At 54.1% G+C, this 12,501-nt stretch carries 13 protein-coding genes; 6 read left to right on the top strand and 7 right to left on the bottom strand.

Features of this window, described 5'->3' with window-relative positions:
• Window positions 1–130 precede the first annotated feature (130 nt).
• Window positions 131–1,243, bottom strand: coding sequence for a branched-chain amino acid ABC transporter substrate-binding protein (locus tag EAH77_RS19670; protein WP_140474517.1), 1,113 nt, complete (start codon window positions 1,241–1,243; stop codon window positions 131–133).
• A gap of 401 nt (window positions 1,244–1,644) precedes the next feature.
• Between EAH77_RS19670 and panM the strand changes: the two genes are divergently transcribed.
• Window positions 1,645–2,028, top strand: a complete 384-nt coding sequence (gene panM / locus EAH77_RS19675) for an aspartate 1-decarboxylase autocleavage activator PanM (protein ID WP_140474518.1) — start codon at window positions 1,645–1,647, stop codon at window positions 2,026–2,028.
• Window positions 2,029–2,088: 60 nt separating this feature from the next.
• Here the strand turns inward: panM and rpoH are convergent, their stop codons facing one another.
• The 4 genes from rpoH to ftsY all read right to left on the bottom strand — a co-directional run bounded on the left by rpoH (window position 2,089) and on the right by ftsY (window position 6,455).
• On the bottom strand, window positions 2,089–2,946 hold the full coding sequence (gene rpoH / locus EAH77_RS19680; protein ID WP_140474519.1) for an RNA polymerase sigma factor RpoH: 858 nt from the start codon (window positions 2,944–2,946) through the stop codon (window positions 2,089–2,091).
• A gap of 377 nt (window positions 2,947–3,323) precedes the next feature.
• Window positions 3,324–4,304 carry a permease-like cell division protein FtsX gene (gene ftsX, locus EAH77_RS19685; RefSeq protein WP_140474520.1) on the bottom strand — a complete coding sequence of 327 codons (981 nt, stop codon included), beginning with the start codon at window positions 4,302–4,304 and terminating at the stop codon, window positions 3,324–3,326.
• The gene (ftsE, locus tag EAH77_RS19690) at window positions 4,294–4,965 is read right to left on the bottom strand and encodes a cell division ATP-binding protein FtsE (protein ID WP_140474521.1); all 672 of its coding nucleotides are present in this window, start codon (window positions 4,963–4,965) and stop codon (window positions 4,294–4,296) included. Before ftsE ends, ftsX begins: the two co-directional genes overlap by 11 nt.
• Before the next feature lie 5 nt (window positions 4,966–4,970).
• Window positions 4,971–6,455, bottom strand: coding sequence for a signal recognition particle-docking protein FtsY (ftsY, locus tag EAH77_RS19695; protein ID WP_140474522.1), 1,485 nt, complete (start codon window positions 6,453–6,455; stop codon window positions 4,971–4,973).
• Window positions 6,456–6,707: 252 nt separating this feature from the next.
• Here ftsY and rsmD point away from each other — a divergent pair, with 252 nt between their 5' ends.
• A complete protein-coding gene (gene rsmD / locus EAH77_RS19700; RefSeq protein ID WP_140474523.1) occupies window positions 6,708–7,313 on the top strand; it encodes a 16S rRNA (guanine(966)-N(2))-methyltransferase in 606 nt (201 codons plus the stop codon).
• A gap of 1 nt (window position 7,314) precedes the next feature.
• The gene (locus tag EAH77_RS19705) at window positions 7,315–7,593 is read left to right on the top strand and encodes a DUF1145 family protein (RefSeq protein ID WP_140474524.1); all 279 of its coding nucleotides are present in this window, start codon (window positions 7,315–7,317) and stop codon (window positions 7,591–7,593) included.
• A 31-nt stretch (window positions 7,594–7,624) separates the two neighbouring features.
• Here the strand turns inward: EAH77_RS19705 and EAH77_RS19710 are convergent, their stop codons facing one another.
• Window positions 7,625–7,996, bottom strand: coding sequence for a DUF2500 domain-containing protein (locus tag EAH77_RS19710; RefSeq protein WP_140474525.1), 372 nt, complete (start codon window positions 7,994–7,996; stop codon window positions 7,625–7,627).
• Window positions 7,997–8,144: 148 nt separating this feature from the next.
• Between EAH77_RS19710 and EAH77_RS19715 the strand changes: the two genes are divergently transcribed.
• On the top strand, window positions 8,145–8,771 hold the full coding sequence (locus EAH77_RS19715; RefSeq protein WP_140474526.1) for a lysoplasmalogenase: 627 nt from the start codon (window positions 8,145–8,147) through the stop codon (window positions 8,769–8,771).
• A 128-nt stretch (window positions 8,772–8,899) separates the two neighbouring features.
• A complete protein-coding gene (locus EAH77_RS19720; protein WP_431306782.1) occupies window positions 8,900–11,263 on the top strand; it encodes a zinc/cadmium/mercury/lead-transporting ATPase in 2,364 nt (787 codons plus the stop codon).
• A 4-nt stretch (window positions 11,264–11,267) separates the two neighbouring features.
• Here EAH77_RS19720 and tusA read toward each other — a convergent pair whose 3' ends face one another.
• On the bottom strand, window positions 11,268–11,525 hold the full coding sequence (tusA, locus tag EAH77_RS19725) for a sulfurtransferase TusA (protein ID WP_140474527.1): 258 nt from the start codon (window positions 11,523–11,525) through the stop codon (window positions 11,268–11,270).
• A gap of 211 nt (window positions 11,526–11,736) precedes the next feature.
• On the opposite strand from tusA, the gene EAH77_RS19730 reads away from it, so the two are divergent.
• On the top strand, window positions 11,737–12,417 hold the full coding sequence (locus tag EAH77_RS19730) for a 7-cyano-7-deazaguanine/7-aminomethyl-7-deazaguanine transporter (RefSeq protein ID WP_140474528.1): 681 nt from the start codon (window positions 11,737–11,739) through the stop codon (window positions 12,415–12,417).
• Window positions 12,418–12,501: the final 84 nt, after the last annotated feature.

The raw sequence follows: 12,501 nt of genomic DNA on the forward strand, positions 1-12,501 counted from the left end.
GAATACGGTGCTGCGATCCCCGCTTTGCATCTATCCGATGCAAAGCGGAGTACTGCGTTGTTCTACTTTGGATGCCCAAAATCATTCTGGTTGCAGCCAACACCCCTGCAACCTGAAGGATGCAGGGCATTTATTTGATTGGGGTAGACGTGCCGTCTTTATGCCACTCGAAGATACCGAATTCGAAGCCTTTCAGGTCACCCTTCGCATCCCAACTCAGTGGCCCCATGACCGTATTCACCGGTTCGGCTTTCAGGTTTTTGGCGATATCTGCCGGTTCCATGCTGCCGCTGCGTTCCATGCCAGTGGTCAGCGCCTGCAACGCGGCGTAGGTGGTCCAGACGAACGGACCGGTTGGATCCAGTTTCTTGGCTTTCAGCGCATCAACGATAGGCTGGTTAGCCGGAACCTGGTCGTAGCGTTTTGGCAGGGTCACCAGCATGCCTTCAGACGCATCACCGGCAATGTTCGACAGTGAAGAGTTGCCCACGCCCTCAGGACCCATAAATTTAGCATTCAGACCGGCTTGTTTCGCCTGGCGCAGGATCTGGCCCATTTCCGGGTAGTAGCCACCGAAATAAACGAAGTCCACGTTGTCTTTTTTCAGGCGCGCCACCAGCGTGGAGAAATCTTTGTCGCCTGCAGTGATGCCTTCAAACAGCACCACATTGCCGCCGTTTTTCTTCAGGCTGTCTTGAACGGAACGCGCCAGACCTTCGCCGTATTGCTGTTTATCATGCACGACGGCAATGCGTTTAGGTTTGATGGTATCGAGGATGTATTTTGCGGCAGTCGGGCCTTGGTCAGAATCCAGACCGGTGGTGCGCATCACCATTTTGTAACCACGGGTGGTCAGGTCAGCGTTGGTCGCTGCTGGCGTGATCATCAGTATGCCTTCGTCTTCATAGATGTCAGACGCAGGCTGGGTAGAAGAAGAGCACAGGTGGCCAATCACGTAACGGATGCCGTCGTTGATCACTTTGTTTGCTACGGCGACCGCTTGTTTCGGGTCACAGGCATCATCGTATTCAACGCCAACCAGTTTGTCGCCTTTCACACCACCTTTAGCATTGATGTCAGCGATGGCCTGTTTGGCACCCGTGAACTCCATGTCGCCGTATTGGGCAACCGGACCTGACATGGCACCGACGATGGCCACTTTGATATCTTTTGCGACTGCTGCATGGCTCATGGCTAAAGCGATACATCCTGCCAACCAGATCTTGCCCGTTGTTACTTTCATCCTGATACCCCATTTGTCTGTGATGTGTATGTTGTTTTGCGCCTGCTTAAAACATCATCACTTAAGAATTTTACTATAAGTAATAACGCCTTAGCGGCTTATAGGGTCTTATTTTTAAATAAGACTTTATTTTTCATATCATTAAACAGGAATATTCTGCTGCAAATCAAATGAGCCAATCAGAAACAAGAGGTGTAAACAGAATTTTATTTGGGTGTTAACTCGGTGTTTTGATGAGCAGTCAGCTGTTAACGCTGGCTTTATCAATTAAAGCCAACATTTATCGCTTATAGCGGGATCGCCGAAAAAGTTTTCAACCTGTTACTGTACAAAAAAAGTTACGCCCCTGTTTTCAGGCTATTCGCTATACTGGTCGCCTGATTTTTCTGAAACCTCATGCCATGAAATTAACCATTCAAAGACTCACTTCACTCAGCACCCAGGACCTGATCGATCTGGCAAAAATCTGGCCGGGTCAGACCCCGGCTGACTGGCAAGCCACGCTTGCAGGTGATCGGGCATTATTCGCCGCCGTATTTAACGAACGTATTCTTGGGGCAGTAAAAATCGCACTGAGCGGAGACTCGGCCCAACTGAGCGATTTACTGGTGCGCGAAGTCACTCGCCGTCGGGGGGTCGGGCTGTATCTGCTGGAAGACTTGCAGGCGCAACTGCCGCAGGTGAAACGCTGGGAGATGAAAGCGGAGCCGGAGGCTGTGCTGGATGCGTTTATGCCAGCTTGTGGATTTCGCAAAATTGCGGGTGGCTGGGAAAGACAGCCCTGAATTTCTGGCATAAAAAAAGCGACCCGAAGGTCGCTTTTTTACTTTGGAAACGCCGTATTATCAGGCTTCAATCGCCAGGCGGAGTTTCTTCATGGCGTTCTTTTCTAACTGACGAACACGCTCTGCGGAGACGCCGTACTTGTCGGCCAGCTCCTGCAAGGTGGATTTGTTGTCATCGTCCAGCCAGCGGGCGCGGATGATATCCTGGCTGCGCTCATCCAAACCTTCCATTGCATAAGAGAGTTTGTCCGTCGCGTCTTTATCCCAGTTATCTTCTTCAATACTTTCTGCAAAGTCTGAACTCTTGTCTTGCAGATAAAGCATCGGTGCCATGGCTGCGCCATCACGTGGTTCGTCGTCCGGGGTTGGGTCAAACGTCATGTCCTGTGCGGCCATGCGTGATTCCATCTCCAGAACGTCTTTGCTGGTCACACCCAGTTCACGGGCAACGTGCTCAACTTCGTCGTGGCTGAACCAACCCAGACGCTGTTTGTTTTTACGCAGGTTGAAGAACAACTTGCGTTGCGCTTTGGTGGTCGCGACTTTCACGATGCGCCAGTTACGCAGCACATATTCGTGAATTTCCGCTTTAATCCAATGCACCGCAAAGGAAACCAGACGCACACCGACTTCAGGATTGAAGCGGCGTACCGCTTTCATCAGGCCGATGTTGCCTTCCTGGATAAGGTCAGCCTGTGGCAGACCATAGCCTGAATAGTTGCGGGCAATGTGAGCAACAAAGCGCAGGTGAGACAAGATCAGATGTTTCGCTGCCTCCAGATCACCGTCGTAATGCAGCCGTTCAGCCAGCGCCCTTTCTTCCTCTGCGGTGAGCATAGGATAAGTATTGGCTGCCCGAATGTAGGCTTCCAGACTACCTTGGGGAACTAATGCTAAAGTTTGCATTTCTTTGGTCATTCAAAGCCTCTCATGTATGACGTCATGTAGGTTTTATACTGCGTTGCTGCGGAGTGAATACCGCTTCGCCTTCGTGGCGCACAAACAAAACAACGCAGAGCCCTTCACCGTTTACTGCTTTATTACTGAATTCTTTTCTGCCCAATGCTTCAGCGTACCGGCTCATACTTTTGCCGTTTTTTCGACCGCGAATTTTACATAAAGTTCATTATTCAATGCAAGAGCCTAGCGACTTTATGTGACGATCAGGCTACCGGATAGGGAATTTGTGCTTTCGGGGAAGAAGAGATGTAAGACGACGTGATAGAGCAACCGATCTTGCTCTCCCCCTGTGCACAAGATCCTGTACATCAGGGGAAGAGTATATCAAAGAATCGCTATTGTGGTGTAAATCGCCGTAAATGTTGTACCGTTGCCAGCCACGCGGCAATCCAGCCAATCATCGCGGAAATCAGCAGCAGCAACAGGCTTTCGTCCCACGCCAGACCGTGCAGATCAAACGTCGTACCGAAGACTTTCGCCACCTGCGTCACCACGCTTTCCAGACGTAACACCAGCGCTTCGGAAAGGATCAGTGACAGCAACGCACCACAGAAGCCGAGCATCGCCCCACCGTTAAGGAACGGACGCAGAATGAAGCCATCAGTGGCGCCAATCAGTTTCATCACGTTGATCGTATCGCGGCGGCTGAAGATACTCAGACGCACACTGTTACCAATCACCAGGAAGACCGCGACGATCATCAGTACGCCGATCATTGCCGCTACCTGCCCGACCAGCCCGGTCAGCGCCGCCAGCCGTGCAAACCAACTGTCATCCATGCGCACTTCGTCAACGCCCTGAACGGCCGCCACGCGGTCACGTAACGTATTGAGCGTCGCAGAGTCCTGGAAATTCATCTTCGGCGTAATGATCGCCACAGCGGGCAGCGGGTTTTGCTCCAGCATGTCCATTGCGCCACCAAAGCCTGACCAGTTGCGGAACTCGCCCATGGCTTCGTCACGCGACAGATAATTCACTTTCTCAACGCCCGCTTCCGCTTTCAATGCCTTAATCACATTTTCGGCCGCGTTGTCGTCGAGTGCTTTGTCGAGATACACCGTCAGCTGTGGCGTCGGATACCACTGCTCAGCGGCAGTACTGACGTTTTTCCACACCAGGTAACAGACGCTTGGCAGCGTCAGGGAAATCGCGATCACCATGACAGTCAGCAGCGTCGCCAGCGGCTGACGCATCATGTCCGCCAGGGCGTTCATCCATGCGTAACGCCACTGTTCACGCCAGCCGCCCTGCAAGGCTTTACTTTTAGCGGCGCGGGCGCTTTTGGCGGTTTTCGCCGGGTTAGGGCTATTGGCCATAATGTGCGCTCCCCGCCATGCGACCCTGACTGAGTGTCAGCGTCCGGTAATTACGACGGGCGATCAGTGCCATGTCATGTGTTGCCATCAAAACAGTAACGCCGACGCGGTTGAACTCTTCAAACAGGCGCAAAATGCCTTCTGACAGTGCGTCGTCAAGGTTACCGGTGGGTTCATCAGCCAGTAACACCGCCGGTTTGTTCACCACCGCACGGGCAATACCCACGCGCTGTTGTTCACCGCCGGAGAGCTGGATCGGGAAGTTTTTGGCTTTATCGAGCAGACCCACTTTATCCAGTGCCGCTGAAACACGACGCCGAATATCTTCACTGCTGGCACCGGCGATAATCAGCGGCATCGCCACGTTGTCATACACGGTGCGATCGAGCAGCAGGTGATGGTCCTGGAAAATCATGCCGATCTGGCGGCGTAAAAAAGGGACTTCACGCGATTTCAGACGGCTGATGTCATGACCGCCGAATAAAATGTGTCCGGCGCTCGGGCGTTCAATTCCGCATATCAGTTTCAGCAGGGTACTTTTACCGGCACCAGAATGCCCCGTCAGAAAGGCCATTTCTGCCTGCTGGATGTGAAAATCGACGCCCTGCAGCGCCTGTCGCCCGCCTAGATAAGCTTTACTGACCTGTTCAAAGCGAATCATCCGTATTAATCCTCTCGGGCAAAAAGTGCCTCAATAAAATCGTCAGCCTTAAACGGCCGTAAATCTTCAATGCCTTCACCCATACCGATATAGCGGATAGGGATTTCGAACTGATCGGCAATGGCAAATATCACGCCGCCTTTGGCGGTACCGTCCAGTTTAGTCAATGTAATACCGGTGAGACCCACGGCTTCATTGAATAATTTCGCCTGACTGACCGCGTTCTGGCCCGTACTGGCATCAAGCGTCAGCATAACCTCATGGGGGGCGTCTTCGTCCAGTTTTTTCATGACCCGGACAATCTTCTTCAGCTCTTCCATCAGGTGCGCTTTGTTCTGTAAACGCCCGGCGGTGTCGGCAATCAGCACATCGACGTTACGGGCCTTAGCAGCCTGAATTGCATCGAAAATCACTGAGGCGGAATCCGCGCCGGTGTGCTGGGCGATCACCGGGATCTTGTTGCGCTGGCCCCAGATCTGGAGCTGCTCTACCGCCGCCGCGCGGAAGGTATCACCGGCTGCCAGCATGACGGATTTGCCCTGCGCTTCAAACTGGCGCGCCATTTTGCCGATGGTGGTGGTTTTACCGACACCGTTAACACCGACCATTAAAATGACAAACGGAGTTTTACCACTGACATCCAGGGGTTGATCCACCTTCGCCAGAATTTCGGACATCTCTTCCTTCAGCTTGCCATACAGCGCATCGGCATCTTTTAACTGTTTGCGGCTGGCATGTTCGGTCAGCGAGGTAATGATTTTTCGGGTGGTTTCAACGCCAACGTCGGCGATGATCAACTGCTCTTCCAGCTCTTCGAAGAGATCATCGTCGATCTTCTTACCGCGGAACAACCCGACAAATCCGGATCCCAAATTTTCTTTGGTTTTCACCAGGCTGCGTTTCAGACGTGCAAAGAAACCCTCTTTGGTCGGGCGTTCCTGCTCGGTTTCAACGGCTGGCAGTGTAATGATGGGGTCAAGCGCCACCGGTAGTGGCTCTTCCGCCAGGCTATCGTCGATAACATCCAGCGCGTCCTGACGAACATCAGCGGCGATCTCAACGTCTGACTCGACAAACTCTTCAGCCACCGGTTCATGCTGCGCGGCGGCAACCTGCTCCGTGACCGCCACAATGTCTTCAGCCAGTTGGACAGAAGCAAGTTCCTTGGCAACAGGCTGTGGCTCAGCCGCTGGGGCCGGGATTTCATGCACAGGTTCGAAAGCAGGTTCGATTTCTGCGGCAGCTTCCACGGTGGAGGTGGCATCCCATTCGCCGGGGTGATTTTCAACCGGTACACCCGGCGCTTCGGCGTGTTCAATTTCAGGTTCTGCTGCAACGGGCTGTTCTTCTATACCCGCTATACCCGCCGTTTCAGGGGAGTTCTCTTCAATCCCCGGTTTTTCAACGCGGGTCTCTTCTTTCTGCTGTTCTTCTTCCTGACGGCCACGGCCAAACCAGGAGAAAAACCCGCGTTTTTTATCTTTTGCCATTTTACAACTTCACTCCTCGCCGTTAATTCAGGGCGAACGGATTGTTAATAAGGTAATGCCCGCAGTCTATCACTTTCCTATAAGGCTACACACCCGCCTGTTGATTTGTGGAGGGTATTCAATCAATACCTAAAATCGTTCGAGTGACGGTGAGAAGGGTATAAAGATTTGCCGCAGGCCGACACACCGGTAGAATAGCCACCCATTGATTTACCACGCCGCCATCACGGTTGCGTATTATTGAAGCGAGCTATGGCTAAAAAACCTAACACCCCCGCTGCGGGTCAAATCCGTCTGATTGGCGGCCAATGGCGTGGACGCAAGCTGCCGGTACCAAACAGCCCAGGCTTACGCCCTACCACCGATCGCGTGCGCGAAACCCTATTTAACTGGCTGGCCCCCGTTATTCGTGGTGCGCACTGTCTGGATTGTTTCGCCGGCAGCGGCGCGCTCGGTCTTGAAGCGTTGTCACGCTATGCGGCCAGCGCCACCCTGCTGGAATTTGAGCGTCCGGTCGCCCAGCAACTGGAGAAAAACCTGGCGCTGCTCAATGCCACCGGTGCGAAGGTATTCAACGCCAACACGCTGAACTGGCTGGCGAAAACAGGTACGCCGTTTGACGTGGTGTTTGTCGACCCACCGTTTCGCAAAGGGATTCTGCAAGAGACGCTGCTCCTGCTGGAACAACAGGGCTGGCTGGCGGATGAAGCCTGGATTTATGTCGAAGCGGAAGTGGAGCACGGCGCCATTCCGGTTCCTGCCAGCTGGCGTCTGCATCGGGAAAAGGTCGCCGGACAGGTCGCCTACCGTCTTTATCATCGAGATACCTCGCCAACGTCTGGCGAACAGGAGCAGTAAAATGTTAATCAATGTTGGTCGGTTATTAATGCTGTGTATCTGGGGTTTCCTGCTGTTCAATATCATTCACCCGTTTCCCAAACCGATGAAATACTTTCTGGATGTGGCGATGGTGTTCATGTTCTTCATGCACGGTTTGCAGGTCATGCTGCTCAAGGCTACCCAGGGGAAGGACCAGACCAAAATTGGCACCTGGCTGCAGGTGCGCATCTTTTTATTTGGCGTGTTTGAACTGCTGGCGTGGCAGAAAAAACAGCCCCCGCTGCCTGGCCGCAAATAGCAGCGTTGTACCCGTTTAAAATACAAAGGGTTTATGGTTTTTGTGCGGCGTCCTGCGGCCTAAAAGCGATAAACCGCTTCCCCTTCACGCTCAGCACGCCTTGCTGCCCTTTAGCCAGCTGGTCATAGGCCTGCGGCTCCAGCGTCAGCTTAATTTGCGCTCCGCCGTTTAACGGCTTGAAGTACGCTTCATACTTCCTCTCTTCCACCGGGATCTTTTCCCGCTGGCGCGATCGCCGGTTGGGTGACAACCAGTCACGTTTGGCCGTGACTTCGACCATCACATCGCGCTGAGGCGCGGCATCGTTGTTGGCATTCTCACGACGCTGATGGAAATACTGACGGATGGCGAAGATGGCGATGGCCACCACAACCAGCAAAATAATCAGCGGCGGTTTGTTCATAGTGCATATTTCATCTCAGATGACAGGGGATTCTGATTGTAGACGAAGGCCCCGATCTCCTACACTGAAAACCATGCAGGAAAGCAGGAAGCCCTTTCCTAACAGGCAGAACCTTGCTTACGTTTTATTTTTTAAAAAAGGATAAACAATGAGTTGGCCATTTCTTGCCGTATTTTTCTCAGGCTGGCTGTTCGTCGATGCCAGTTATCGTGGGCCGCGCTGGCAACGCTGGCTGTTTAAACCCGTCACCCTTTTACTGCTGCTGCTGTTAGCCTGGCAGGCACCGGTTCTTAACGTCTACAGCTACCTGATTTTGCTGGGTCTCGCGGCCACACTGGTGGCCGATGGGCTGCTGTTGCTGCCGGAAGAGCGTTTTCTTTACGCCATTGGCGCCTTTTTCCTGTCGCATCTGCTCTATACGCTGAGTTTCGCCAGCCAGATGACGCTGACGTTCTTCTGGCCGTTACCGCTGGCGTTGATCGTCATTGGGGCTTTGCTGCTGGCGGTGATCTGGTCACGGCTGGCAGAAATGCGCTGGGCGGTGTCGACCTATATCGCCATGACGCTGCTGATGGTGTGGCTGGCGGGGGAACAATATTTCGCCCGCAGTACCGATCTGGCCTTTTCTCTGTTGTGCGGTACGGTTCTGCTGTTGCTGGGTAACGTGGTCTGGCTGGTCAGCCGCTACCGCATCACGTTCCGGGCATCGGATGCTATCGTCGCCGCCTGCTATTTCGGTGGCCATTTTCTGATTGTGCGTTCGCTCTATCTTTAACCGATCCTTTCAGGCGAAACTGCCCGGTTTCGCCTTTTACTTACGCACCGTTATTTTCCTCTTGACCCTGGAGTCAACTCCAGGCTGTAGACTGTAAGCAATCCCACTCTGGTTCGACAGGAGTTCTTATGCTTCAGCCACACAAACACACCAACAGCGGTTGCGGTTGCTCGTCCGATAAATGTGCAAAACCGACGATGCTGCGCATTAACAAAATCTCTGAAACCACCCACAGCGAGCCACATCCGGCGACCTGTTGCAGTGACAAAGCCCCGCTTGCCGCATCGGCCTGCTGCGCATCCGACAGTTGTCGCTCACAACCCAGTGAGCACTCACCAACGTCTAAGAGTGATGATGACGGTTCAGGCGACGGTGACAGTGACCCCAGCGGATTGCCTGCCGGTGCCTGCCAACTCAGCTGGAAAGTGGACGGCATGGACTGCCCGGCCTGCGCCCGCACCATCGAAAAAGCCGTCAGCGCCGTCGCGGGTGTCAGCGGTGTAAAGGTCCAGTTTGCCACCGAAAAATTAGTGGTCAGCGCCACCAGTGATGTCTCTCCTGAAGTGCAAAAGGCCGTCATCAGCGCCGGTTTTACCCTGCAGTCTCTCAGCGCCAAAAATCCCGACGTTGCCGTTGAAATTTCACCCCTGAAAGAATACGCGCCGTTGCTGATCCTGATTGTGCTGATGGTGATCAGCTGGATAGTCGATCAGTTTAGCCAGCCGCTGGGGGAAATCGCCTTCATTGCCACCACACTGGTCGGACTGTGGCCGGTCTTGTTGCAGGCTATCCGCTCTACCCGCGCCGGATCGCCTTTCACCATTGAAACCCTGATGAGCATTGCAGCACTCGGCGCGCTCTTCATTGGTGCCACCGCAGAAGCCGCGATGGTATTGCTGCTGTTTATGGTCGGTGAACGGCTGGAGTCTTTCGCCGCCAACCGCGCACGCAGTGGTGTGAAAGCGCTGATGGCGCTGATCCCCGACAGCGCCGTGCGCATTGTTGAGGGCCAGTCATCCCGCGTGCCGGTGGCTGATTTGCGTCCGGGTGATGTCATCGAAGTGGCCGCCGGTGGGCGTCTTCCCGCTGACGCCACCCTGCTGGACAACGCCGCCAGTTTTGATGAAAGCGCCCTGACCGGTGAGTCGGTACCGGTTGAGCATCAGCCGGGGGAAAAAGTTCCGGCAGGGAGTTTATGTGTGGATCGCGTGGCGCATCTGAGCGTAACTTCCGCGCCCGGTGCCAGCGCCATTGATCGTATTCTGCAACTGATTGAAGAAGCGGACGAACGCCGTGCCCCGATTGAGCGCTTCCTCGATACCTTTAGCCGCTATTACACCCCGGCGATTATGCTGATGGCGCTGTTGGTGATTTTGATCCCGCCGCTGGCGATGGGCCTGCCGTGGGAAACCTGGATCTATCGCGGGCTGACCCTGCTGCTGATTGGTTGCCCTTGTGCACTGGTCATCTCAACCCCGGCGGCTATTACCTCAGGCCTTGCGGCGGCAACGCGTCAGGGGGCATTAATCAAAGGCGGTGCCGCGCTGGAGCAGCTGGCACTGATTCAGACCATTGCGCTGGATAAAACCGGTACGCTGACCGAAGGCAAGCCGGAAGTCACCGATGTCATGCCGCTGGGTGGCGTAAGTGAAAATGAACTGTTGAGTCTGGCGGCTGCGGTAGAAGCAGGCTCACATCATCCGCTGGCGCTGGCGATTATTGCCCGCGCCCGAACGGAAAACCCGCTGCCTATCAATGCACAGGCGCGTCGTGCGCTGGCCGGATCTGGCGTCGAAGGTGAAGTGGCTGGAAGAAAAATTCAGGTACTGGCACCGAAACGACTGGCAGCAAAAGGCGTGGCAGAAGAGCATCTGCGCCAGATTGCTGAGTGGGAATCCAGCGGAAAAACCGTGGTGGTGGTTTTGCAGGAAGGGAATGCGATCGGGTTGATTGCTATGCAGGACACTCTGCGCGAAGACGCGATCAGTGCGCTGGCCGATTTGAAAGCACTGGGGATTTCAGCGGTGATGCTCACCGGGGACAACCCTCGGGCCGCCAAAACCATTGCCGAACGACTGGGCATTGAGTTTCGCGCCGGGCTGCTGCCAGCGGATAAAGTCGAGGCAGTGACTGCTCTCAATGCCCTGCGCCCGACGGCAATGGTTGGTGATGGCATTAACGATGCACCGGCGATGAAAGCGGCGCGAATTGGTATTGCGATGGGCAGTGGCACCGACGTGGCGTTGGAAACCGCCGATGCGGCGTTAACTCACAACCGCCTGAGCGGACTGGCGCAGATGATCAGCCTGTCACGGGCGACGCGGGCCAATATCCGTCAGAACATCACGATTGCGCTTGGCCTGAAAGCCATTTTCCTGGTCACTACGCTGATGGGGTTGACCGGGTTGTGGCTGGCGGTGCTGGCAGATTCGGGGGCTACCGCGCTGGTCACGGCCAATGCGTTGAGGTTACTGCGTAAGAAAGCCAGGTAAGCCATTACTCCGGCTGAACAGACCCTTTGGCGAGCAAATAGCGGTACGGCAGTTGTTCAGTGTCGGCCGCTAACAGGGTATGTTCCATAAAACGGCAGAAACCTGGGATATCGCGGGTGGTCGCAGGGTCATCGGCAATCACCAGCAGGGTTTCGCCATTTTTCATACCGCGCACCGTTTTGCGAACCATCATCACGGGTTCCGGGCAACGCAGTCCCACGGCATCCAACTGGTGGTCAGGGTTGATAAAGGGATCGGTCATTTCTTCTCTCGACATCTTAATGCGGTAATGCGCGACAGTTTATACCGCTGATTCTGCGACGCAACAAACGCAAACCATTGCGCTAAAATTAACCATTGCAATACCGATATAAACGGTTACTATGCGCGCCGCCCTTGCTGATACAAGTTGGGTGCGAAACGAAAAGATATTCCTGGGTTCCCTCACCCCATTCACTAAAAAGGTCACATCTATGTATTCCTTTACTGCTCAACAGCGGTTTTCCGCGTTGATATGGCTTTCGCTATTTCATATTGCCATCATCACTTCCAGTAACTATCTGGTGCAGCTACCGATCTCGATATTCGGTTTACACACCACCTGGGGTGCTTTCACTTTCCCGTTCATTTTTCTGGCCACCGATCTGACCGTGCGCATCTTTGGCGCGCCGCTGGCTCGACGCATTATCTTGTCGGTCATGATGCCTGCGCTGATCATCTCCTATATCATTTCCGCGCTGTTCTTTGACGCCGCATGGCAAGGTTTTGCCGCACTCGGCAGCCTGAATATCATGGTTGCCCGCATCGCTATCGCCAGCTTTATGGCTTATGTGCTCGGCCAGATCCTCGACGTTCATGTCTTTAACCGCCTGCGCCAGATGCGCAGTTGGTGGATAGCCCCGGCCGCTGCCATGTTCCTTGGCAATATCAGCGACACGCTGTCGTTCTTCTTTATCGCGTTTTATAAAAGCAGCAATGCGTTTATGGCCAGCAACTGGGTGGAGATCGCCATGGTGGATTATGCCTTCAAAGTGCTGATCTGCCTGGTGTTCTTCCTGCCGATGTACGGTGTGCTGCTCAATGTACTGTTAAAACGCCTTTCTGAAAGCGGCCATAACGCTCAGTTTCAGCTAAATTCACACTCATCGCGTTAGGGTTATATTCCAGATAATTGGAGTTGCATTTAGCGCGTGAATGGGTTGCCATACGGGCAGTGAAATCAAGAATCTGCGGCGCTT

It is taken from the genome of Ewingella americana, assembly GCF_006438725.1.
Lineage (GTDB): Bacteria > Pseudomonadota > Gammaproteobacteria > Enterobacterales > Enterobacteriaceae > Ewingella > Ewingella americana_A.

What these genes read in the sequence shown, in the direction of transcription:
- tusA (WP_140474527.1), bottom strand. Translation starts at nt 11,525, where the DNA reads ATGACCGATCCCTTTATCAACCCTGACCACCAGTTGGATGCCGTGGGA.
- EAH77_RS19670 (WP_140474517.1), bottom strand. Translation starts at nt 1,243, where the DNA reads ATGAAAGTAACAACGGGCAAGATCTGGTTGGCAGGATGTATCGCTTTA.
- EAH77_RS19705 (WP_140474524.1), top strand. Translation starts at nt 7,315, where the DNA reads ATGTTAATCAATGTTGGTCGGTTATTAATGCTGTGTATCTGGGGTTTC.
- EAH77_RS19715 (WP_140474526.1), top strand. Translation starts at nt 8,145, where the DNA reads ATGAGTTGGCCATTTCTTGCCGTATTTTTCTCAGGCTGGCTGTTCGTC.
- ftsY (WP_140474522.1), bottom strand. Translation starts at nt 6,455, where the DNA reads ATGGCAAAAGATAAAAAACGCGGGTTTTTCTCCTGGTTTGGCCGTGGC.
- EAH77_RS19720 (WP_431306782.1), top strand. Translation starts at nt 8,900, where the DNA reads ATGCTTCAGCCACACAAACACACCAACAGCGGTTGCGGTTGCTCGTCC.
- rsmD (WP_140474523.1), top strand. Translation starts at nt 6,708, where the DNA reads ATGGCTAAAAAACCTAACACCCCCGCTGCGGGTCAAATCCGTCTGATT.
- ftsE (WP_140474521.1), bottom strand. Translation starts at nt 4,965, where the DNA reads ATGATTCGCTTTGAACAGGTCAGTAAAGCTTATCTAGGCGGGCGACAG.
- rpoH (WP_140474519.1), bottom strand. Translation starts at nt 2,946, where the DNA reads ATGACCAAAGAAATGCAAACTTTAGCATTAGTTCCCCAAGGTAGTCTG.
- EAH77_RS19730 (WP_140474528.1), top strand. Translation starts at nt 11,737, where the DNA reads ATGTATTCCTTTACTGCTCAACAGCGGTTTTCCGCGTTGATATGGCTT.
- panM (WP_140474518.1), top strand. Translation starts at nt 1,645, where the DNA reads ATGAAATTAACCATTCAAAGACTCACTTCACTCAGCACCCAGGACCTG.
- EAH77_RS19710 (WP_140474525.1), bottom strand. Translation starts at nt 7,996, where the DNA reads ATGAACAAACCGCCGCTGATTATTTTGCTGGTTGTGGTGGCCATCGCC.
- ftsX (WP_140474520.1), bottom strand. Translation starts at nt 4,304, where the DNA reads ATGGCCAATAGCCCTAACCCGGCGAAAACCGCCAAAAGCGCCCGCGCC.